Here is a 20,953-nt window from a genome sequence, read left to right as displayed (position 1 = left end):
TCCTACCTGAGGGCGATGGGGTTGACCGGGGATCCGACTGCGCTGGTGATGGGCAGCGGCGGCGCGGACAGCAGGAAGTCATACCGGCCGTCGGCCGCACACCGTTCCGCCAGCGCATCCGGATCCCACATCTCGCCCAGAAACAGCCCAAGGTTCGGAATGGCGATCTGGTGCAGGGGCTGGAAGGCAGCGTCGAACTCGTTGGGCCGGACCTCGAATCCCCAGGTGTCCGTGGCGATGCCGGCAATCTCCGAGATGTGCAGCCACGGCGCGGTGCTGAAGGACAATCCGGGGGCGGATCCGCCCGCGTAATCGCCCCAGCCCTCGCGCCGGGCGCGGCTGTACTGGCCGGTCCGGATGACGACGATGTCGCCGCGGCCGACCGCGGAGCTGGGCCCCTGACGTTCGATCGTCCGTTCCAGGTGTTCGGTGGTGATCGCGAAGCCGTCCGGGAGCTCGCCGTCGTTCCGTCCCGTTTCGGCGGCGAGGGCGCGGCCGACGTCGAGCAGCACGCCGCGCGTGACGATCTGCGCGGCTGCTGTCTCGATGCCGGTGACGAGGTCGCCTTCGGAGGTGACGACGTCGCCCGCGGCCCTGCCGTTCCAGGCTTTGCCGCGGTCAAAGATGTGGCCCAACCCGTCCCACTGTGTTGAGCACTGCAGCGGCATGCTGATGACATCGTCCGCACCGCCGAAACCATGCGGGAAACCTTGGTTTCCGCGTTCGGCGTCGACGCCCGTGTCGGTCATGGTGTGGACGGGGTTGGTGCGCCGGCGCCAGCCCTTCTGCGGGCCGTTGGTATCGAACGGTTGCGACAGCGAGAAGGCTTCGCCGGTTCTTACGAGCCCGGCTGCCTGGATGCGCTTGGCGGCGTCGATGAAGTTCAGCGTCCCCAGCACATCATCCGAGCCCCAGCGGCCCCAGTTGTTGTGCCGCTCCGCCATGGCACTGATGCTGGCCAGGGCGTCGTCGCGCTGGATGACGGGCGGCGCCGTGTCCCTTTCGGTGTCCGCGGTCATGGGCGGACCTCGTCCCGGCACCGGGTGATCTGGGTGCCGAGGCCGGTTATGGTGGCCTCCATGACGTCGCCGTCGCGCAGCAGCCGGCCCCAGTGGGCACCGTTGCCGGCGGGGCTGCCGGTCAGGACCAGGTCGCCCGGGAGCAGCGGCGCGGTCTGCGAGGCGTGGGACACCAGCTGCGCCACGCTGAAGATCATGTCTGCGGTGGATTCCTTCTGCATGACCTGGCCGTTGAGCTTCAGGGTGAGTTCGGCGTCCTGCGGGTCGCCGAAGAACCGGGCGGGAAGGAGCATCGGGCCGGTGGGCAGGAAGCCCGGGGCGTTCTTGGCCCGGAACCAGTCCGTGCCGATTTCGGGCATGTCCTTGCGGAACACCAGGTCGCGGGTGGTGATGTCGTTGACCATCGTGTAGCCGAAGACATGCTCCAGCGCTTCCTCGGGGGTGACCCGGAATGCTTCCTTGCCGATGACCGCCGCCAGTTCCAGTTCCCAGTCGTGCGCCTTGCTGTACGAAGGGAGGACCAGCTCGTCATGAGGCCCGGAAATCACCGTGGGCAGGCCAAGGAAGAAGTACGGGATTCCCTTGCTGGCGCGCTCGTCCATCATGGCGGCCGCGTCATGCCGAACCTGTTCCTCGCTGCGGGGGTCATCCGGCTTGCGGTGGGCGGCCACCAGGTCGATGACGTGCTTGCGGTAGTTGGCGCCGGCCTGGATGACCTGACGGGGTTCCACCGGTGCAAGGATCTCGGCTGCCTCGAAGGCGACGCCGGTGCCGTCCGCACGCGCGGCCATCTCCTCCAGCTGCGGCCCGAAGCGCTCCCAGTCCCCGATGATGTCCGCAATGGCCAGGCTCAAGCAGTAGATCCTGCCGTCCACCAGCAGCCCTGCCCGGGCCTGCGGGCGCCCGGGCTCACGGAAGCGGACCAGCGAGTACCCCATCTCAGCCGCGTCCCTGCTTGGCGTACGGGTTCAGCAGGGCTTCCTTCATCTCCGGCGATGCGCCTTCCTCGGTGGCCGTGAATCCCTCGGCAGGCGGGAAGGATTCGGTCATGGAGTGCGGCATGGCGCCGTTGCGATAGAAGTTGTTGGAGCCTTCGGACGGCTTCCAGCTGTTGGGTTCCCAGTCCGGAACGTAGTTGCGGTAGCCGCCGGAGTTCAGCTCCACGCGGAGCCCGGACGGTTCGCGGAAGTACAGGAAGTTCTGCTCGCCCACGCCGTGGATGGAGGGGCCGTATTCCATGGGGGTGCCGTTTTCCATGAGGACGTCCGCGGTGCGGAGCAGGTCCTCGTGGGTGTCCACCCAGAAGGCGATGTGGTTGACGCGGCCGGGGCGGTTGGAGGTGTCCAGCACCACGCCGAGGTCGTGGGACTTTTCGTTGGTGGTCAGCACCGAGAACACGGTGATGGGTGCCTCGTCCAGCTCAACGAACGCCATGACCCGGAAGCCAAGCGCCTCGCTGTGCCACTTGGCGAAGCCGCGAACGTCGGAGGTGGCCACCGTGACGTGGTCCAGGAAGCGGGGTGCTGCCGAGTGGCTGCTGCGCTTTTCCGGGCGGTCCGGGTAGACGGAGGCGAACTCGGGTTCGGCGACGAACTTTTCCACCTCAAAGAACAGCCGGATGTGGTGGCCGTACGGTCCGGTGAATTCGTAGGCCTTGCCGAAACCGTGGCCGCCCGCGGTCCAGACCCCCTGGACGCCGCCGGCCTCGACCCGGGCGGCGGCGGCCTCCAAAGCCTCCTGGCTGTTGGTCCGCCACGCCATGCGGCCCAGGGAGGGCTCAGCGCCCGACGTGACCACCAGGCTGTAGCGGTAGTAGTCGCCCCAGCAGCGCAGGTAGACGTTGCCATCCACGCGATCGATGATGCGCATGCCGAACTTCTCTTCGTAGAAGCGGGCGGATGCCTCGACGTCGGGGCTGGTGACCTCAAGGTGGGCGAGATGGGCGAGGGGAGTTTCCACGTTGAATTCCTTCGGATGTGCTTGCGGATATGGGTTGCTGTGAAGCTCACAACCACTTTGTCCCACGCCAGGTATCGCCCGGAAGGCGAACTTTGGGATAGCAAGTATCAGCCGGATTGATAGGTTCGTGCCCATATCCCGGGAACGCGGCTACGATTTGAGTTCCGGGGCTTTCGGGCCCGCCCGCAGCAGCCGAAGGACACCATGACCGCCCAGAATGCTTCCTCGCCGCCACGGGCCGCCGTGGTCGTGAATCCCGCCAAGGATGTTGGCGCCGACCTCCGCGCCGCGCTGGTCCGGCTGTGCGACACGCAGGGCTGGGCCGAGCCGCTGTGGCTGGAAACCACCGTTGAGGACCCGGGCGTGGGCCAGGCCCGCGAGGCGCTTGAGGCGGGGGTCGACGTCGTTATTGCCGCCGGCGGCGACGGTACCGTGCGGTGCGTGGCCGAGGCGCTGGCCGGCACCGATACGCCGATGGGGATGGTGCCGCTGGGAACGGGCAACCTGTTGGCCCGCAACATGGGCGTGGATATCTCCGATCCCGTCTCCGCCGCGTACGACGTCCTGAACGGCACCGTCCGCACGATTGACGTCGCCAGGAGCACCTTTGACGGGTCCGACGACGAGAACGTCTTCCTGGTGATGGCCGGCGTGGGCTACGACGCAGCGATCATGGCGGACACGGTGGACGCGCTGAAGGACCGCATGGGCTGGCTCGCGTACGTTGAAGCCGGCATCCGCAAGCTGCCGGGCAAGCCCGTCCGGGCCACAGTCAAGGTGGACGGCAAGCACCCGGTCAAGCGCCGGATCCGCAGTGTCATGGCCGGCAACTGCGGCCGGATCATGGGCGGCATCGAGATTTTCCCCGAGGCGAAGGTCGACGACGGCATCCTGGACCTGCTGATCCTGGCCCCCCGCGGACACTTCGGCTGGCTGGGCGTCGCGGCGGGCATCTTCGGCCGCAGGAAGAACCAGAAGGAATCCGCCGAGTACTTCCAGGGCAAGAAAATGGAGGTCACCCTGGAGCACGAGGAGGAGTTCCAGCTCGACGGCGACCACGTGGGCACCGTCAAGAGCCTGTCCATCTGGGTGGATCCCGGGGCGCTCAAAATCCGGATGTAGACCCGATCCGTACAGACTGGCATTGGCAGGGGAAGGGAAGTACCGAATGAAGACGGTCCGACTTGGAAACTCCGGGCTGGAAATCAGCGCCGTTGTCCTGGGCATGATGAGTTACGGCGATCCGGAGAAGGGGTCGCACGGCTGGAGCGTGGGACTCGATGAAGCCAGGCCCTTCGTGCGGCGCGCCTACGAGGCGGGGATCACCACCTTCGACACGGCAAACGTGTACTCGGCCGGCTCGAGCGAGGAGATCACCGGCACCCTGCTCAAGGAGCTGGCCCCCCGCGAGGAGGTCCAGATCGCCACCAAGGTCCACGGCAGGATGCGCCCGGCCCGCAACGGGGGTGGCCTCAGCCGGGCAGCGATCATGCATGAGATCGACGCGTCCCTCACCCGGCTTGGCACCGACTACGTCGACCTGTACCAGATCCACCGCTATGACCCGGTGACCCCGGTCGAGGAGACGATGGAGGCCCTGCACGACGTCGTGAAGGCGGGGAAGGCGCGGTACATCGGGGCGTCAAGCATGTGGGCCTGGCAGTTCGCCCGGATGCAGCATGTGGCGGAGCTGCATGGCTGGACCAGGTTCGTGTCCATGCAGGACCAGTACAACCTCCTCGAGCGGGAGGAGGAGCGCGAAATGCACCCGTTCTGCCAGGCCACGGGCGTGGGCGTCATCCCCTGGAGCCCGCTGGCGCGCGGAAACCTGACCCGGCCGTGGGGTGCTGCCGGCTCCGGGACCCGGCAGGACACCGACGAGTTCGGCAAGGGGCTGTACAGGCAGGACGAGGACGCGAACAGGGCCATCGTTGACGCAGTGGCCGCCGTGGCGGATGAACGCGGCGTGCCGATGGCGCAGATCGCTTTGGCCTGGAGCGCGGGCAAGTCCGCCGTCACCGCCCCCATCATCGGGGCCACCAAGGAACGCCATATCGACGACGCCGCTGCCGCCGTCGGGATTGCCCTGACCGACTCGGAGGTCCGGCGCCTCGAGGAGAGCTACACGCCCCGCAACCCCTCCGGGTTCTGACCGGGCCGCTGGGGCTCCCGGTGCGTAAGGGGCTCCCGGTGCGCCAGGATTTCGGCGAGCTCCGCGAGCCGGTGGGCGCGGGCCGATTCGGCCGGCGTGAACGGCTCGCCGGGCCGGAAGAAGGTGATGGGTCCGTGCCAGGCGGTGGGAATCTTCAGGATGGTGCCGGCGTCGTTCGTTTCACCGCCGTTCATTAGGCCGTGGCGGGCTGACTCGCTGCCGGGGTCGAGGACCCGGGCCGACAGCAGTTCGGCCACGGCCAGTGGCAGCTCCCCGGGTGCGGCAGCGATCCGGGCGGCCAGGCTCAGGGCCTTGGTCTGCCCGTCGGCCATGGCCAGGGCGGTGGTGGGCCAGACCTGGGCGTTCCACCCGCCGCCGTCCGCCAGGGCCTCCAGCAGTTGGCGCTCGCTGACCTCTCCCGGGGCGGACAGCACGAATTCATCCATCACCCCGCCCCGGACGGGGTGCACATGGATGCCCAGGATGTTGGTGTCCAGCAGCGCCAGCGACCTGGTGATCCGTTTGAGGGAGCCGGGCTCGTCGCGGAGCACGGTCCGGGCACGCCATAGAGCCGGAGCCGCGCCAAGGTGCCGGCGGTGCCGGAGCGCGGGTGCGTGGAGCCACCGCCGCAGGATCCGCGCGGCGGACGGCTCGGCCACCCAGATCACCAGGACGGTTGCCGTCAGCGTCAGGACCAGCACCTTGGCCAGATAGGGCAGATGCGTTTGCACCACCAGCGCGTGCACCAGCAGTTCGATCGGGAGCATGACGGCCACATTGGCCACCGTGAGGCGCGTCTTGGTGGGCTCGGGCATCTGACCGCAGACTTCGCAGCTCAGTTCGGCAGGGGACGGGGCAGTCGCGTGGGGCTTCATGCTCCCAGCCTGCCCGGCCGCTGTTACAGGGGGATTGCCCCCGCGTTCCGATCCCGCGAAACCATCCCCCGACCCGTGGAGTTTGTGTCCAGATAATGGCCCCTGACGGGGCTTTTGGGCCCGATATCTGGACGAAAACTCGCAGCCTGGGACGGGCGTGGCTTCCGCGATCCCGGCTATGGCCAGCCCCCGGCCCGGTCCTTACACTGAAAAGACCAGCGTGCGGACTCCCGTACAACGGCCTGCTCGCACGGAAAAGTCGACTCGTGGAGAGCACCGCCATGCCCATCAGCATCAGTTCAGGCCGTACCAGCCGCCTTGCAGCCGCAGGGTTCCTTGCCCTCGCCGCGCTCCTGGTCCCCGCACCCGTCGCCTCGGCCGGAGAGGCCCGGTCGGTGCAGTCGCGATCGGACGACGTCGCCCCGGTCATCCTGCTGGACGGGGCCAAGGGCGCCGAAGGCATCGCGGCCGCCGGCAGCACCAGATTCTTCGCCGGCGACCTCGTCACAGGGGACATCTACCGCGGCGACATCCGCAAGGACAAGGCCACCAGGTTCATCGATGCGCCTGCGGGCAGGATGGCCGTGGGCATGAAGGCAGACCGGCACAACGATCTGCTGTTCGTGGCCGGCGGCCCCACCGGCCAGGCCTACGTGTACAACACCGACACGGGAAAGACGGTCAAGACCTACCAGCTGACCAAGAAGAAGGACGTCTTCATCAACGACGTGGCGCTCACGGACCACGGCGCCTGGTTCACCAACTCCCGGCAGGGTGAGCTGTACTTCATTCCGGTGGACGACGACGGCGACCTCGGCAGCGTCCGCACGCTGGCGCTGAAGGGCCCCGCTGCGGATACCAGCAAGCAGTTCAACCTCAACGGCATCGCCTACTCACGCGACGCCGGCCGCCTGGTGGTGGCCCACTCGGGTAACCAGGCGCTGTACACGGTCAGCCCGCGGACCGGAGCCAGCACCGCGATCAAGGGCGTGAAAGTGCCCAACGTCGACGGCATCCTGGTCAAGGGCGATACCGTCTGGGCCGTGCAGAACATGTCCAACCAGATCAGCAGGCTCCGGGTGAACTTCCACGAATCAACAGCGAAGGTGCGGGAGGTCATCACCAGCCGGCACTTCAACATCCCGACGACGGCCGCACTGTTCGATGACACCCTCGCCGCGGTCAATGCCAAGTTCGGAGTGCCGAACGCCAAGACCTTCGAAGTGGTCACCGTGCACGCACGTACCAACGCCACCAAGTAGACCCGCCCAGTAGGCCCGCCCGATAGACCCCCGCCGAGGAGGCCCGCGCCGGGGGAGACGAACGCAACAGGACAGCAGGCGGCCACCACGGGAAAGGCGGCGGCCGCCCCCGTTAAGCTGGTAAGCGGACGCCAGTGCCGCCGTCGTCAGTTCCAAACTGCAACGAAAGGCGCGAATCCCCCGTGAAGCTGCTGGCCGAGATGTTCACCCTTGCCCCGGCAAACAAGGATCATCACGTCGCCGTGCGGTGCGCCGTGGGTGTCTTCGTGCCGCTGATCACCCTGGTGCTGCTGGGCCGCCTGGACCTGGCGATCTTTGCCTCGTTCGGCGCGTTCACCGGCATCTACGGCCGCGGCGAGCTGCACCGCAAGCGGTTCTTCATCCAGGTCCGGGCGGGTGCGCTCATGCTGCTGGTGATCCTCCTGGCCACGCTGACCGCCCGCACGGTGCACGCCGGCGGACTGTCCCAGGCTGCGAGCATCTGGGTGCAGGTGCTGGCCACCACCCTGGTGGCCGGCGGCTGCTCATGGGTGATCGCCCGGTGGCGGCACCGGCCAGCCGGCTCGCTGTTCCACATCTTCGCCTTCGCCGCGATCGCGTCCATCCCCAGCCAGCCGCCGCTGTGGCAGTGCTTGCTGGTCTCCGTCCTGACCACGCTCTTTTGCCTGGCCGTGGGGCTGTCCTCCCGGGTGCTGCGGAGCCGCCGGACCCCGTGGGAGATGCCCCCGCCCGTCCGCCTTACCGCGGAAGAGAAGCGGGCGGCGGGGCTCGAGGCGCTCGGCTACCTCGTGGCCGCGGGGCTCGCAGGCACCCTCGCCACCCTCGTGGGCCAGCTGCTCGGCTTCGGACACAACTACTGGGCCATGGTGGCCGCCGTGGTTCCGCTGGTGGGACGCACCACGCGGCACCGGATCGCCCGCGGCGTGCAGAGGATCATCGGCACCGTGCTGGGCCTCATCCTGCTGGCCGGCATCCTGCTGCTGCAACCGGTGCCGTGGCAGACGGTCCTGGTGATCGCCATCTGCCAGTTCGGCGCCGAGCTCTTCATTGCCCGGAACTACGTGCTGGCCCAGGTCTTCGTGACGCCGCTGGCCCTGACCTCCACGCTGCTGGTATCCCCGGCCGCACCCGGCATCCTGCTCCGGGACCGCATAGTCGAGACGGTGATCGGCGCCGCCGTCGGAATCGCCGTGGTGCTTGCCCCAGCCGTGTGGTCCCGGTTGTCGCGGCGGACTTCGGCGGGGGTAGCGGCGCGGTAGGCGCTACTCAGCGACGAGGAGCGCCTGGGGCGCGGCCTGTTTCATCCTGGTCTGCAGCCACCGGATTTCCAGCTCAGAGTCGCCTTCGCACTGCTCCACGATCCCCTGGAGTTCCTTGTCCCGGTCGCCCTTGGCGGCCTGCCCTACCATCATCCACGTGACATCGATGTGGTTGACCAGCACGTACAGGTCCTGCAGGTCGAGCATCAACGCCAGCGGACCGGAGCGCACCTCCTTCACGCCGTTGGCGGTCAGCCGGTGCTCCTCCTCGCCCTCGACGTCTTCGCCGTAGCGGTCGATGACAGGCTTCAGCGCCTCCCGGTGCGCGTCGCATTTCTTGGCGAACGTCTGCAGGATGAAATGCACGTCGGGTTCGTCGCCGTGGCCGTCCGCCACCACCCGGAACGACGACGCGAGCGTGGCCTCCGCCTCGTCCAGCAGGCCGATGTAGACAGGCAGTTTCATCGCCGGGCTCCTGTGGCGCGGCGGGATGCGGTGGTGTCCGGTGCCTTCGACGGGCCGTCGCCGCTGCGCAGCTTTTCCACCCGCACGGCGGCGTTCTTGAACAGCGGCTGCTTGGACACCGGGTCCCATTCGGTGATGGTGAGTTCGTTCGCGGCCCGGTGCCGGCCGCCGTCGGGCTTAAGAACGACGGCGGGATCCCCGGTCCCGCTGCCGGCGGCAGCACCGCCGTCGGACGTGTCCCAGTAGCCGTAGTGGAACGGTGCGAAGACGGTGCCCGGCCGGATGTCGCCGACCCGCACCGGAACCTCCAAGCTGCCGCGGCGCGATGTCACCCGGGCGATGTCCCCCTCCTGGCAGCCGGCGCGCGCGGCGTCCTCCACGGACATCTCGATCCACGGCTCAGGTGCTGCGGCGTTGAGCCGGCGGCTGCGGCCGGTCTTGGTGCGGGTGTGGAAGTGGTACGCCGTCCGGCCGGTGGTGTAGCGCAGCGGGTACTCGGCGTCGGGTTCCTCATGCGGCGGAGCGTAGTCGAGGGACTTGAGCCAGGCCTTCCCGGGCTGCACCGTTGCCTTGTACTCGGTTTCGCCCGTGGTGGCGCCGGTGAGGAGGTCGTGGCCGAAGGACTCGCAGTACTCCGGCGCCGTGGGGAACTCACCGTCGGTGTATAGCCGTTCGGTGCCTTCGGGCTGCGCTGTGCTGCCCGGCTGGCCATCGGTGCACGGCCACTGGATGCCACTGCCGCCGCGGAGCTTGTCATAGCTGAGGCCGGTGTAGTCGCACGGCCGGCCGCGCGAGCACTCCTTCCAGGCCTCGAAGCCGTCCTCGGGGCCGGCCCAGTCCAGCAGAGGCTGCCCGTCCTTGTCCGTGAACCCCATCCGGCGGGCATAGTCGAGGAAGACGTCGAGGTCGCTCCGCGCCTCCCCCGGCGGATCGACGGCCTTCTCGGACAGGTGGACGGTCCGGTCAACGTTGGTGAAGGTGCCGGTCTTCTCGCCCCAGGCAGCGCAGGGGAGAACGACGTCGGCATACTGCGCGGTCTCAGTGAGGTAGATGTCCTGCACCACCAGGAACAGGCTGTCCTTGTCCAGGATGTGCCGGATGCGTTCCAGCTGCGGCATGGACACTGCCGGGTTCGTGGCGGAGATCCACAGCAGCCCGATGGAACCCTGTTCAACGTAGCGGAAAATCTGCAGGGCGTGCGTCGGCGGGGCCCAGTGCGGGATGACGCCCGGATCCACGTTCCACAGCCGGGCCAGCTCCTCAACGTGCTGCGGGTTCTCCCAGTTACGGAAGCCGGGGAGGTCGCCGTCGGCCCCGCATTCCCGGTTGTTCTGGGCGGTGGGCTGGCCGTTCATCTGCAGCAGGCCGCAGCCCGGCTTGCCCAGCATGCCTCGGAGCAGATGCAGGTTGTTGACCTGGCAGGACGATGCCGTCGCGTGGGCCGACTGGTAGAAGCCCTGCAGGACCGTGGAAAGCACCCTGTCTTCGGTGCCGAAGATCTCCGCCGCGCGCCGCACGTCCGCGGCATTCACGCCGCAGGTTTCCGCGACCTTCTCCGGGGTCCACGGCTCCACCACGCTGCGCAGCTGCTCCAGGTTTGCGGTGTGCTGGCTGATGTAGTCCTCGTCGATCCAGTTGTTGGCGAGGACTTCGCGGATCAGCCCGTTCATCAGGGCCAGGTTGGTGCCCGGATGAACCGCCAGATGGACGTCGGCACGGCGGGCCACTTCGGTGTCGCGCGGGTCGACGCACACGAGCTTCGGCGGGTTGGGCCCGTCCAGCCGGTCCAGAACGCGCGCCCACAGGACCGTTTGCGTCTCCGCCATGTTGTGGCCGTAGAGGAAGACGGCGCTGCATTCATCGACGTCCGTGTAGCTGCCGGGCTGGCCGTCGGCACCGAATGATTCCTTCAGCGCCGCCGCGGCCGTGGCGGTGCACAGCCGCGTGTTGCCGTCCATGTGCGGCGTGCCGATTCCGGCCTTGCCGAGCATGCCCAGCGCGTAGTACTCCTCCAGGAACAGCTGCCCGCTGGTGTAGAAGCCGTGGCTGAGCGGGCCCTTGCTGGCCAGCAGCTCCTTGCTGCGCTCCACGATGCGGCCCATCGCGGTGTCCCAGTCGGTTTGCACCAGCTCGCCGTCCACCCTGATCAGCGGCCTAGTCAGGCGGTCCCGGTGCTGCTCGCCCTGCCAGCTGCCGTAGAGGCCTTTGGGCCCCAGCCGGCCGCGGTTCACCCTGTCCTGCACGCGGCCGCGGATGCCCACCATTTTCCCGTCCTTGACGGCAATGTCGCAGCCGCACCCGTTGCTGCACAGGACGCAGGCCGACTGCACCCAGCGGTCCACGTCGCCGTCTGTCAGCCCCTCGGCCAGCACCTGGTCCATGCGCTCGGGCCAGGCCTGCCCGCTTCCGTGTGGTGTCCGTTCGCCCCAGATGTCTGCGATCCGGTCCGTCATGGGGTCAGCCTCCAAGGATGGTAAGTGAACTTACTGCCCTCAGGTTACCCGCCGCCGTCGCCAGCGGAAGGGCTGCGTCATGAGCGTTCGACGGCGGCCTCCCGGCCGGGTGCCGGGTGACCGGCCCTTGCCCGCATAACCGGCCCCGCTCCCGGCCGGTTATGCGGGGACCGGCCGGTCTTGGTTCCACTAACGCAAGTCCGCGAGTACTCTGGACCACCAAGAACCATTCAATGGAAGCAGGACTTTGGCCAACTCTGTCTCCGGGGATTCGGTGGTGGACCGCGTGGTGCGCGTCATCGCGGCCTTCCCGTCCGGCGTCTCTGTCCTGCAGCTGTCCGAGCTCGCGGATCGCGCCGGCCTGCCCCTCACCACAGCACACCGCCTGGTGCGTCAGCTCGCGGCGCACGGGCTCCTGGAAACCAGCCCCGGCGGGTCGGTGCGGCTGGGCCTGCGGCTCTGGGAGCTGGTCAACCGCAATTCGCCCACGCTGGTCTTGCGCCAGGCAGCCATGCCGTTCATGGAGGACATCCAACACGTGCTCAACCAGAACGTGAATCTCGCGGTGCTGGACGGCTGGGAGGCGCTGTTCGTGGAGCGGCTGTCCCGCCGCGGATCCGTAGCCAACCGGGCGCAGATCGCCGGCCGAATGGACATCCACGTGTCGTCGGCCGGGCTGGCCCTGATGTCGCACCAGCCCAAGCATCTCCAGGCCGAGTACCTGGACCAGTTCGCGGATCCCGCCGGGAAGGTGAGCCGGGACGAAGTGCGCGCCTTGCTGGCCGAGGCAGCGAACCAGGGCTTCGCTGAACTGGCGGGCGTCATCGATCCCGACACATGGGGTATTGCCGTTCCCGTGCTGGACGGCCAGAAGCGGGCGGTGGCGGCGATCGGCGTCGTGGTTCCCCTGCGGGAGATGCGCATGCAGGCGCTGGTTCCAGCGCTCCAGACGGCGGCGCGCGGTATCGGGCGGCGGCTGGCTGAGGCTGCCGGCTGAGTCTTCCCTTGCAGACTGCTTCCATTCAGCGGAATTGATGTAACGACAACCACACTCCTCGTTGCACACTGTTAGCCAGCAACCACCTTCCGCCCGGGCTCCGGCCGTTGGGCACACGCAATGGAGCGAGGAACACCATGGCACGACAGATCATCACCACCCAGGTGGCCATCCTGGGCGCGGGACCCGCGGGGCTCATGCTGTCCCACCTGCTGGCCAAGGCCGGAATCGAATCCACCGTGATCGAAATCCGCAGCCGCCAGGACATCTCCGAGACGGTCCGTGCCGGCATCCTGGAGCACGGCACGGTGAACATGCTCGTCGACAGCGGTGTGTCCGACCGTGTGCTGCGCGAAGGCGACCGGCACGACGGGATCGAGCTGCGGTTCAACGGCGAGAGCCACCGGATCGACTTCAAGGAACTCGTGGGGGAGTCTGTCTGGCTGTACCCGCAGACCGACGTCTTCATGGACCTCGCCGGCCGGCGTGAGGCCGACGGCGGCGACGTGCGCTACAGCGTCACCGACACCACCATCCACGGCATCGAGGACAAGCCCAAAGTCTGGTTCACGGATGCCGACGGCGTGGAGTATGAGCTCCAGGCCGACTTCATCACCGGCGCCGACGGCTCACGCAGCCACTGCCGCTTCCAGATCCCCGAGTCGCACCGCAAGTGGTATTTCCACGAGTACCCGTTCGCGTGGTTCGGCATCCTGGCCGAGGCGCCGCGCAGTTCCGACGAGCTGATCTACGCCAACTCCGAGAACGGCTTTGCCCTCATCAGCCAGCGCACCGAAACCGTGCAGCGCATGTACTTCCAGTGCGACCCCAAGGAAAACGTGGCCGACTGGACCGATGAGCGGATCTGGTCGGAGTTCCGCAGCCGGGTGAACGGCAACGGCTTCGAGCTGAAGGAAGGCCCGGTCATCGACAAGATGGTCCTGCCGTTCCGCAGCTTCGTGCACACGCCGATGCGGCACGGCAAGCTGTTCCTGGCCGGCGACGCCGCGCACACTGTGCCGCCGACCGGTGCCAAGGGCCTGAACCTGGCGATCCACGACGTGAAGGTGCTGTTCGAAGGACTCGACAGCTACTACAACAGCGGCTCTACGGCCCTCCTGGACGCGTACAGCGACCGCGCCCTGGACCGCGTTTGGAAGGCCCAGCAGTTCTCCTACTGGATGACCACCATGCTGCACACCCCTGCCGACGCCGGCGACTTCGCCCGGGCCCGGCAGCTGGGCGAGCTGCACTCCGTGGTGTCCTCACGGCACGGCCAGGCGTACCTTGCCGAGGCCTACACCGGCTGGCCGTCCGCCTAGTTTTCGGCTCAACCGGCCGTGCCCCTCTTGACCGGCCCGGGCCCCGGCCGCCCGTGCGGGGGAGGGCCGCTCAAGCCGGGAGTGGACCGCCGACCCGGCGTCCCGCCGTCGGGCTTAACATCGGTCCATGGAAGCCATAACGATCATCGGCGGCGGCATCGCCGGCCTCGCGCTCGCGGCCGGCCTTGACCCGCAGCGCTTCGACGTCGCCATCCACGAGCAGCGGCCCGGCGTTCCGGCGGTGGAGACGTCGCTGGCCATGTGGCCGGAGGCGCAGGCGGCGCTGGCCGTCCTGCGGGTGCTGCCACAGATCAGGAAAGCCGGCACGGCGTTCGGCGGGATGGCCCTGCGCGACGCCACCGGCACAGCCCTGGCGGCACCCGAGGTGCGCGGAGTCCTGGGCGTCTCACGGGCGGACCTCATCCGGATCCTCGACGCCGCCGTGCCGGCTTCCGTGCGGCGCGCCGAGGGCAGGGTGGACGACATCCCCGCCACCGGACCGCTGTCGTCGGGCCTGCTGGTGGGGGCCGACGGCGTCCACAGCGTGGTCCGCCGCTCCTTCTGGGGCGCCCGGTCGCAGGCGAGGCTGACGCCGTACCTTGCCTTGCGGGGCGTTCTGTCCGTTCCCGTCCAGGCCGACGCCGGCGGGGAATACTGGGGACGCGGGCAGCTGTTCGGCATCACGCCGGCCTCCGCCGGCCGGACCTACTGGTATGCCTCGTTCCGCTCAAACCTCGGGCCGGCGGGCGTTGATGCAGCCGAAGCGCTGAAGCAGGCAAGGGGGCGCTTCTCCGGAAGCGCGCCGGCCGTCCGGACAGCGCTGGAGCAGGCCAGGCCGGACGCCATGCTGGCGCAGCGGATCTGGACCACGCCCAGCCTCGGCAGCTTCGTGCGGCCGGGCGCCGTCCTGGCCGGCGACGCCGCCCACGGCATGACGCCCAACCTGGGCCGCGGCGCCTGCGAGGCGCTCGTGGACGCCGTCACGCTGGCCGGACTCCTCAACGCCCGTCCGATGGACGACGCGCTCAGGGCCTACAACCGGCAGCGCGCCCTACGGACCCAGCTGCTGCGGCTGGCCTCCTCCGCCATGGCGGCTGTGGCGCTGACCGAACGTGCACAGCCGCTGCGCGACGGGCTGCTGAGGCTGGCTTCCCGTTAGCGCCCCGGCCCCTTCCGGCTGAAACCAGGACGACGGTTAAAACCAGGACGACGGCGGCGCGTCAGTCCTGCTGCAGCGTTTCGGTGAGGTGGTGCGTGGGGATGCGGTCGCGGTCATAGGTGATTTCCGTGTAGCCGTGCGGCTCCGGCTTGCCCGTGGAGCTGAGGTTCACGAAAACAATTTCCTCAATGGTGAGGATGCTCTGCCGGGTGATCATGTTGCGCACTTCGGCGCGCATGGTCATCGACGTGCGGCCGAAGCGCGTGGCGGTCAGGCCCATCTCAATGAGGTCGCCCTGAACCGCGGAGCTCACGAAGTTGATTTCGGAGATGTACTTGGTGACCGCGCGGCCGTTGCCCAGCTGGAGGATGGCATAGATGGCAGCTTCCTCGTCAATCCACTTCAGCAGGCTGCCGCCGAACAGGGTGCCGTTGGCGTTGAGGTCCTCGGGCCGCACCCACTTGCGGGTGCGGAACGTAATGTCTTTGGTTTCCATAGCGCGAGATTAGCCGACGGCGGCCCGCCCCACCGGAGTGTGACGGCCGCCGTCGGTCTGCAAAGATGGCCCGCTCAGGCCATGGCGGTGTGCGCCGCGCTATGGGAATTGATCCTCTTTTCGAAGCAGTACGAGTGCTCGACGCCGATGTAGGGACCGAAGTTGGGAACCGGATCGAAGCCGGAGCTCGCGTAGAAGTTGCGTCCGTCGGTCTGCGCCGAACCCGCCTCCGCAGTGATCCGGGTGATGCCCTGGGCGAAGGCCTCGGCCTCGAGGGCGGCCAGGATGGAGCTGGCCACGCCTGAACCGCGGGTGTAGGGGAGAACATAGAGGCGTTTGATTTCCGCCGTCTCGGAGTCGAGCAGCCGCAGGCCCCCACAGCCCACCGGCTGGCCTGACCCTTTGTCGTAAGCCACGAGGAACACGGCCGTGTCCACTTCGGAGGGCTTGGGCCCAGGCTCATGGTCGGGGCACCCGAAGCGGGCGTCCAGTTCCGCCTGCTGTGCCGCGCGGAGATCAGCTCCCACAGGGTTCGACCAGCTGACTTTCCGGATGTTGAGCCTGGGATTGGTCTGCATCTGTGCCTCGATTCGCCGAAGGGTTATGCGAATTAAGGCTAGAAGCGCGCCGTTACCGCGGTGTTTCCTGCCGGTAAGCGCCGTGGGAACACTTGGCGCCGGACCTAGCCCGTAGTCTTTCCCATCGGGTCCTCGGCGGTGGGGTCGGCCAGGGCAAGGCCGCCGACGGGGCTGGCGTCCCAGTGGATAAGGTTCCAGCCGGTCTCGGGGCCGCCCTCCAGCGCCACGATGCCGGTGTTGGCGAGCACGTGCCGGGCGGCAAATTCCATGTCAATGTTGTCTGCCCGGTGGCCCGCCCAGACGCGGATCGCGGCCCCGTGGCTTACGACGGCGACGGCGCCCGTGCCGGCGGCTTCCGCGGTCACCTTGGCGATGGCGGCGTCATAGCGTTCGAAGAACTCGTGCCCGTTGGGCCCGGCGGGCATCCGGCGGTCGAAGTCGCCGTCGGTCCAGGCGAACACGGTGCTCATGTACCGCCGGTGGGACTCGTGGTCCGTCAGCTTTTCCAGGGCGCCCGCCTCGATCTCGTGGATGCCGTCCAGGATCTCCACATCGAGGCCGAGCTCCCGGCTCAGCGGCTTGGCGGTGATCTGCGTGCGGACCAGCGTGGAGGCGTACAGCGCGCTGATCGGCTCGTTCACCAGGGCCCGCGGCAGGGCCTCGGCCTGACGCTCGCCCAGCTCGGTCAGGCCGGGGCCGGGGTGGGCGGTGTCCAGCTGCCCCAGCACGTTCCCGGGAGTTTCGCCGTGGCGGATGAGCAGCAGCCTCATGGTTTCGCGTTCCTTGTCGTCGTCGGGAAGGGGAGCGGTACGGGCCGCCGTAGGCGGGACCGGCCGGTTCGTGCAGTAGCCGCCTTGCGGAAGCTGCCGGAAACGGAAGCGGTGCCGGGCACCAAGGCCCGGCACCGTCGTCGTACTTACTTCAGGTGGTCAACCAGCTGGTCCGCGATGCCGGTGTACTTGCCCGGCGTCAGGGCGAGCAGCCGCGCCTCTGCCTCTGGGGAGAGGCCCAGGCTCTGGACGAACTCCTGCATCCGGGCGGCGTCCACGCGCTGGCCGCGGGTAAGGTCCTTAAGCCGCTCGTAGGGGTTCTCCATGCCTTCGACGCCGGCGATTGCCTCCGCACGCATCACCATCTGGATGGCTTCGCCCAGGACTTCCCAGTTGCTGTCAAGGTCACCGGCGAGCACGCTCTCCGCGACGTCGAGCCGCTCCAGGCCCTTGGCCACATTGGAAATGGCCAGCAGGGAGTGGCCAAAGGCCACGCCGATGTTGCGCTGGCTGGAGGAGTCCGTGAGGTCGCGCTGCCAGCGGGAGGTGACCAGGGTGGAGCCCAGCACATCCAGGAGCCCGGACGAGATCTCCAGGTTGGCCTCGGCATTTTCGAAGCGGATCGGGTTGACCTTGTGCGGCATTGTGGAGGAGCCTGTGGCGCCTGCCACGGGGATCTGCGCGAAGTAGCCGATCGAGATGTAGCTCCAGATGTCCGTGCAGACGTTGTGCAGGATCCGGTTGAAGCGGGCGACGTCCGCGTACAGCTCTGCCTGCCAGTCGTGGCTTTCGATCTGCGTGGTCAGCGGGTTCCAGGTCAGGCCCAGCTTCTCAACGAACGACTTCGCGACCTGCTGCCAGTCCGCGCCGGGAACAGAGGCCACGTGCGCGGCGTACGTGCCGGTGGCGCCGTTGATCTTGCCGAGGTATTCGGTCCTGGCGACGCGCTCCAGCTGCCGGTTCAGGCGGTGCGCAATGACGGCGAGCTCCTTGCCCAGGGTGGTGGGTGTGGCGGGCTGGCCATGCGTGCGGGACAGCATCGGAACGGCGCGGTTGTCTTCGGCCATCTTGCTGATCTGAGCCACGAGGGCACGGGCTGCGGGCAGCCACACGTCCTCCACAGCACCCTTCACGCCCAGGGCATAGGACAGGTTGTTGATGTCCTCAGAGGTGCAGCCGAAGTGCACCATGGCGGTCAGGTTCTCGATGCCGATGGCGGGCAGGCGGCGGCCGATGTAGTACTCCACGGCCTTCACGTCGTGGACGGTGACGGCTTCGATTTCGGCCAACTCGGTGACGGAGGCGGCATCGAATTCGGTGACGATCGCGCGCAGCTGCTGCTGCTGGTCCTCGGTCAGGGGGCCGGCACCCGGGAGCACGTTGTCCCCGGTCAGATGGATAAGCCATTCCACCTCGACGGCCACGCGGTCGCGGTTGAGGGCTGCCTCGGACAGGTAGTCAACGAGGGGGCCGACGGCGGACTTGTAGCGGCCGTCCAGCGGGCCGAGCGCGATTTGTTCCCCTGACGCGGCGAGGGCGAGGCGTCCGGAGGGCGTACGGGTGTCAGCTGTGGCGGCAGTTTCAGGCATGACCTGATTCTTTCATGAAGTTCTGTGCCCGCTGAAGCACGGGATTTCCTGTGACTTCTCCTCCACAGCCCCGCCCTCGCGCACTTCTCCACATGGACGACGCCGGCCGTTCCGTCGGCGGCGACGGCGCCTTAGCGTCGTGGGCAGGAAGCAAGGAAAGGGCTGGCGCCGGAGCGCCGGCCCGCAGTTGGATGGACGGTATCCGGGTGGGCATCAGCGTCACGGCGATGAGCTACAGCATCACGGCGAGCAGCACCAGCGTCATGGCGGCTGACGCCGCGGCATGTTCGTCGCGCAGTTACGAAGTCCAGCTGTTGGCCGGGCGGGTTGAAGCATGCGCGGAGCAAGTTGATGCCGTCCAGGCCAGGCTTTCGCAGCTCCAGCTGATGGACTGGCAGTCGCCTGCCGGGCTCGCCTACCGGTCCAGCCTGCGCGTACAGGCGGTTGCCCTCTGCCGGGCCCGGGAAGGGGTGCTGGCGGCCGCCCTCGCCCTGCGCCGGCACTCCGTCCACGTCGCCGAGTCTGCCCTTCCCGCCGCCGGGGGGTACTAATGGCCGAGGCCAGGCCGGACGGAGGCGGCGGGCAGCTCCGCCCCGTCGAACCGGCATCCAATGCTGTCCTTTCCGTGCGCGGCGGAGTAGGCGGGATCTCCTTCCAGCTCGAGGAACTGGATGCGGGGGCGCGCGAGCTGGATGTGCTCGCCCGTGACCTGGCGGCTGTCGAGCTGGGCATCTACCGGGTCTGGGAATCGCTGGGAAGCTACCAGCGGGAGGATCCGGCCAGCGGTGCCGGGGCCCTCACTGCCGTCTGGGAAGGGCAGCGTTCCGTGGCCGCGGTGCGGAATGAGCTGGAGCGGCTGGCCGGCGGTGTGCGTGCCTGCCACCTCGAGTACAAGGCCGCCGAGGCGGCCAACCTGCTCATCACACATCTCCACTGGGACGCACCATGGTTGTGGGGGCGGCAGGCGGTTGACTTTGCCCTGGCCGGGGACTGGCGGGACTGGCGCGCGAACAGGGCAAGCGCCGAGGCGATCGCATCGAGCGATCCGCTGGTGGCTGGTGTCTTCCTGGCCGCGCTTCTGGGAATGCCGTCCGGTGAGATGGATGCCGCCGTGAAAATGGCGCTTGCCTCCGGCGGGGGTTCCAGTGCGCCCGTCCTGGCCCGCCTGCTGCTGGACCGAGTAAGGCCCGACCTGAAGCCGCGGCCCGTGAAGGCGCTGCAGGAAAGCTCCGGCGAGATTGCCTTGGACGCCTCTCCGGCAGGTCTCCTAGCCCGGGCAGGGGAGGTGGCAGACGCCGGCCCCGGCCGAATCGAGATCATCCAGACAACCACCGGGGGTAGGGACGCGTTCATCGTCGTCATCCCCGGAACCCAGCCCGGCAACATGGGTGGCCCCAACCCCTTCGACGAGGCCGGTGTCGGCGAATCGCTGGGGTACGGGTCCGAGTACACGGCCGCAGCCATCCGGGCGGCCCTGCGCCAGGCCGGTGCTCAGGCCGGGGACCAGATGGTGGCCGTGGGCTACAGCCAAGGCGGAATCCACGCGATGAACCTGAGCCAGGACAAGGCGTTCCTTGCCGAATATGACCTCAAGTACGTGCTGACCGCGGGATCACCGGTCGGAGCCATAACTCCGGAGCCGGGCGTCAGCAGCCTGCATCTGGAGCATCGGCAAGACTGGGTTCCCGGAAGCGAGGGCCTTCCCAACCCGGACACGAGGGACCGGGTGACGGTGACGCTCAACGGTCTGGTCAGGACGCCCGCCGGTGAGGACGGCGGGCTTGGCCCGGGGCACAGGCTCAGCGACTATGAGGCGGGGGCCCGGGCAGTCTCGGCGAGCCCGGATCCTTCGCTGGCGGCGTCCACTGCCGCGCTTGCCGGGGTGGTGGGTGCGGGCGGAACGGCCAGGGTTACCCGGTTTCAGCTCGTTCGTGCACCGAGGCCGCCCGCGCCCATTCCGCAGCCGTCACTGCCCGGGCTGGGCCAGACCGGGCTGGGCAGCTCCGGTCCTAGCCGGCCCGGTCCGGCCCAACTCGGTCCGGGCAGGGCAATCCTTCCCGGGCAGTCAGTCCGCCCGGAACTCCGCGGGGCCCGCGGGCTGCCGGGCATGGGTGTCAGCGGTGGCGGGCACCGGGGACCCGGTCTGCCACCAGCGAAATGACGGTGATGATGATGGCGGCCAGCAGGGCGGTCCAGAAGAACGAATCGATGGTGAAGTGCACGGGCGTGTACCCGCTGATCCAGGAGGTGAGGTAGAGCATCGCGGCGTTGATCACAACGGTGAACAGGCCCAGCGTCAGGATGGTGATGGGCAGGGAGAGGAAGCTGACGATCGGCCGCACGAAGGCGTTGACCAGGCCGAAAATCAGTCCGATGAACAGGTACGCGAGGACAATACCGGCGGCGTCGGTTCCCTGGTTCACCCCTGTCTTGGCTACAGCTTCCGTGGTGGCTGTGGTGGAGATATCCAGGCCGGGCAAAATCCAGCTGGCAATCCACAACGCCAGTCCATTAATGATCACGCGCATGATGAAAGACCGCATGCGCCCATGCTGTCACACCGCAAGGTTGGGCAGGCAGTCAGGGGCATAGGCTAGA

The 20,953-nt window shown here is 68.1% G+C and carries 20 protein-coding genes; 9 read left to right on the top strand and 11 right to left on the bottom strand.

The window, feature by feature from the left end:
- Positions 1 to 2: 2 nt before the first annotated feature.
- From ACHMXB_RS16660 to ACHMXB_RS16650, 3 genes are read right to left on the bottom strand one after another with little or no spacing between them, the layout of a single operon-like run.
- Positions 3 to 1,019, bottom strand: coding sequence for a cyclase family protein (locus ACHMXB_RS16660; protein ID WP_395400105.1), 1,017 nt, complete (start codon positions 1,017 to 1,019; stop codon positions 3 to 5).
- Positions 1,016 to 1,957, bottom strand: coding sequence for a fumarylacetoacetate hydrolase family protein (locus tag ACHMXB_RS16655; RefSeq protein WP_395400103.1), 942 nt, complete (start codon positions 1,955 to 1,957; stop codon positions 1,016 to 1,018). Before ACHMXB_RS16655 ends, ACHMXB_RS16660 begins: the two co-directional genes overlap by 4 nt.
- A 1-nt stretch (position 1,958) precedes the next feature.
- A complete protein-coding gene (locus ACHMXB_RS16650; RefSeq protein WP_395400101.1) occupies positions 1,959 to 2,978 on the bottom strand; it encodes a VOC family protein in 1,020 nt (339 codons plus the stop codon).
- A 204-nt stretch (positions 2,979 to 3,182) separates the two neighbouring features.
- Here ACHMXB_RS16650 and ACHMXB_RS16645 point away from each other — a divergent pair, with 204 nt between their 5' ends.
- Together ACHMXB_RS16645 and ACHMXB_RS16640 are read left to right on the top strand one after the other, a co-directional pair.
- On the top strand, positions 3,183 to 4,100 hold the full coding sequence (locus ACHMXB_RS16645) for a diacylglycerol/lipid kinase family protein (RefSeq protein WP_395400099.1): 918 nt from the start codon (positions 3,183 to 3,185) through the stop codon (positions 4,098 to 4,100).
- Between the two features lie 46 nt (positions 4,101 to 4,146).
- Positions 4,147 to 5,130 (top strand): aldo/keto reductase, encoded by a 984-nt coding sequence (locus ACHMXB_RS16640; protein WP_395400097.1) that lies wholly within the window; start codon positions 4,147 to 4,149, stop codon positions 5,128 to 5,130.
- Here ACHMXB_RS16640 and ACHMXB_RS16635 read toward each other — a convergent pair.
- Entirely contained in the window at positions 5,100 to 6,005 is a 906-nt protein-coding gene (locus ACHMXB_RS16635) for an amino acid-binding protein (protein ID WP_395400095.1), read from the bottom strand. The two genes, ACHMXB_RS16640 and ACHMXB_RS16635, sit on opposite strands and share 31 nt — an antisense overlap.
- A 266-nt stretch (positions 6,006 to 6,271) precedes the next feature.
- On the opposite strand from ACHMXB_RS16635, the gene ACHMXB_RS16630 reads away from it, so the two are divergent.
- Both ACHMXB_RS16630 and ACHMXB_RS16625 read left to right on the top strand, forming a co-directional pair.
- The gene (locus ACHMXB_RS16630) at positions 6,272 to 7,267 is read left to right on the top strand and encodes a hypothetical protein (protein ID WP_395400093.1); all 996 of its coding nucleotides are present in this window, start codon (positions 6,272 to 6,274) and stop codon (positions 7,265 to 7,267) included.
- Between the two features lie 182 nt (positions 7,268 to 7,449).
- Entirely contained in the window at positions 7,450 to 8,526 is a 1,077-nt protein-coding gene (locus tag ACHMXB_RS16625; protein ID WP_395400091.1) for an FUSC family protein, read from the top strand.
- Positions 8,527 to 8,529: 3 nt separating this feature from the next.
- Here ACHMXB_RS16625 and ACHMXB_RS16620 read toward each other — a convergent pair whose 3' ends face one another.
- Both ACHMXB_RS16620 and ACHMXB_RS16615 read right to left on the bottom strand, forming a co-directional pair.
- The gene (locus tag ACHMXB_RS16620) at positions 8,530 to 8,991 is read right to left on the bottom strand and encodes a hypothetical protein (RefSeq protein ID WP_395400089.1); all 462 of its coding nucleotides are present in this window, start codon (positions 8,989 to 8,991) and stop codon (positions 8,530 to 8,532) included.
- Positions 8,988 to 11,444 (bottom strand): molybdopterin oxidoreductase family protein, encoded by a 2,457-nt coding sequence (locus ACHMXB_RS16615; RefSeq protein ID WP_395400087.1) that lies wholly within the window; start codon positions 11,442 to 11,444, stop codon positions 8,988 to 8,990. The genes ACHMXB_RS16620 and ACHMXB_RS16615 overlap by 4 nt, the downstream gene beginning before the upstream one ends.
- A 247-nt stretch (positions 11,445 to 11,691) precedes the next feature.
- Here ACHMXB_RS16615 and ACHMXB_RS16610 point away from each other — a divergent pair, with 247 nt between their 5' ends.
- The 3 genes from ACHMXB_RS16610 to ACHMXB_RS16600 all read left to right on the top strand — a co-directional run bounded on the left by ACHMXB_RS16610 (position 11,692) and on the right by ACHMXB_RS16600 (position 14,922).
- On the top strand, positions 11,692 to 12,441 hold the full coding sequence (locus tag ACHMXB_RS16610; RefSeq protein ID WP_395400085.1) for an IclR family transcriptional regulator: 750 nt from the start codon (positions 11,692 to 11,694) through the stop codon (positions 12,439 to 12,441).
- A 137-nt stretch (positions 12,442 to 12,578) separates the two neighbouring features.
- Complete coding sequence (locus ACHMXB_RS16605; RefSeq protein WP_395400083.1) at positions 12,579 to 13,763, top strand: 4-hydroxybenzoate 3-monooxygenase; 1,185 nt, start codon at positions 12,579 to 12,581, stop codon at positions 13,761 to 13,763.
- 127 nt (positions 13,764 to 13,890) lie between these two features.
- Positions 13,891 to 14,922 (top strand): FAD-dependent monooxygenase, encoded by a 1,032-nt coding sequence (locus ACHMXB_RS16600; RefSeq protein ID WP_395400081.1) that lies wholly within the window; start codon positions 13,891 to 13,893, stop codon positions 14,920 to 14,922.
- 61 nt (positions 14,923 to 14,983) lie between these two features.
- Here ACHMXB_RS16600 and ACHMXB_RS16595 read toward each other — a convergent pair whose 3' ends face one another.
- The 4 genes from ACHMXB_RS16595 to purB form a co-directional block, all read right to left on the bottom strand.
- On the bottom strand, positions 14,984 to 15,418 hold the full coding sequence (locus ACHMXB_RS16595; RefSeq protein ID WP_111903068.1) for an acyl-CoA thioesterase: 435 nt from the start codon (positions 15,416 to 15,418) through the stop codon (positions 14,984 to 14,986).
- A gap of 74 nt (positions 15,419 to 15,492) precedes the next feature.
- Complete coding sequence (locus ACHMXB_RS16590) at positions 15,493 to 15,996, bottom strand: GNAT family N-acetyltransferase (RefSeq protein WP_395400079.1); 504 nt, start codon at positions 15,994 to 15,996, stop codon at positions 15,493 to 15,495.
- Between the two features lie 104 nt (positions 15,997 to 16,100).
- Positions 16,101 to 16,766 carry a histidine phosphatase family protein gene (locus ACHMXB_RS16585; RefSeq protein WP_395400077.1) on the bottom strand — a complete coding sequence of 222 codons (666 nt, stop codon included), beginning with the start codon at positions 16,764 to 16,766 and terminating at the stop codon, positions 16,101 to 16,103.
- Between the two features lie 146 nt (positions 16,767 to 16,912).
- A complete protein-coding gene (gene purB / locus ACHMXB_RS16580) occupies positions 16,913 to 18,355 on the bottom strand; it encodes an adenylosuccinate lyase (protein ID WP_395400075.1) in 1,443 nt (480 codons plus the stop codon).
- A gap of 92 nt (positions 18,356 to 18,447) precedes the next feature.
- Between purB and ACHMXB_RS16575 the strand changes: the two genes are divergently transcribed.
- Together ACHMXB_RS16575 and ACHMXB_RS16570 are read left to right on the top strand one after the other, a co-directional pair.
- Positions 18,448 to 18,906: a hypothetical protein gene (locus ACHMXB_RS16575; protein WP_395400073.1), complete on the top strand. Its 459-nt coding sequence runs from the start codon at positions 18,448 to 18,450 to the stop codon at positions 18,904 to 18,906.
- Entirely contained in the window at positions 18,906 to 20,516 is a 1,611-nt protein-coding gene (locus ACHMXB_RS16570) for a hypothetical protein (RefSeq protein ID WP_395400071.1), read from the top strand. Before ACHMXB_RS16575 ends, ACHMXB_RS16570 begins: the two co-directional genes overlap by 1 nt.
- On the opposite strand, the gene ACHMXB_RS16565 is transcribed toward ACHMXB_RS16570, so the two are convergent.
- Positions 20,470 to 20,898, bottom strand: a complete 429-nt coding sequence (locus ACHMXB_RS16565; RefSeq protein ID WP_395400069.1) for a phage holin family protein — start codon at positions 20,896 to 20,898, stop codon at positions 20,470 to 20,472. The two genes, ACHMXB_RS16570 and ACHMXB_RS16565, sit on opposite strands and share 47 nt — an antisense overlap.
- Positions 20,899 to 20,953: the final 55 nt, after the last annotated feature.

Origin of the sequence: Arthrobacter sp. UC242_113, from assembly GCF_044054585.1 — a bacterium.
In the GTDB taxonomy this organism is placed as follows: Bacteria; Actinomycetota; Actinomycetes; order Actinomycetales; family Micrococcaceae; genus Arthrobacter.
Note: the sequence above shows the minus strand (reverse complement) of the source record. Positions and strands in the feature narration are given on the sequence as shown.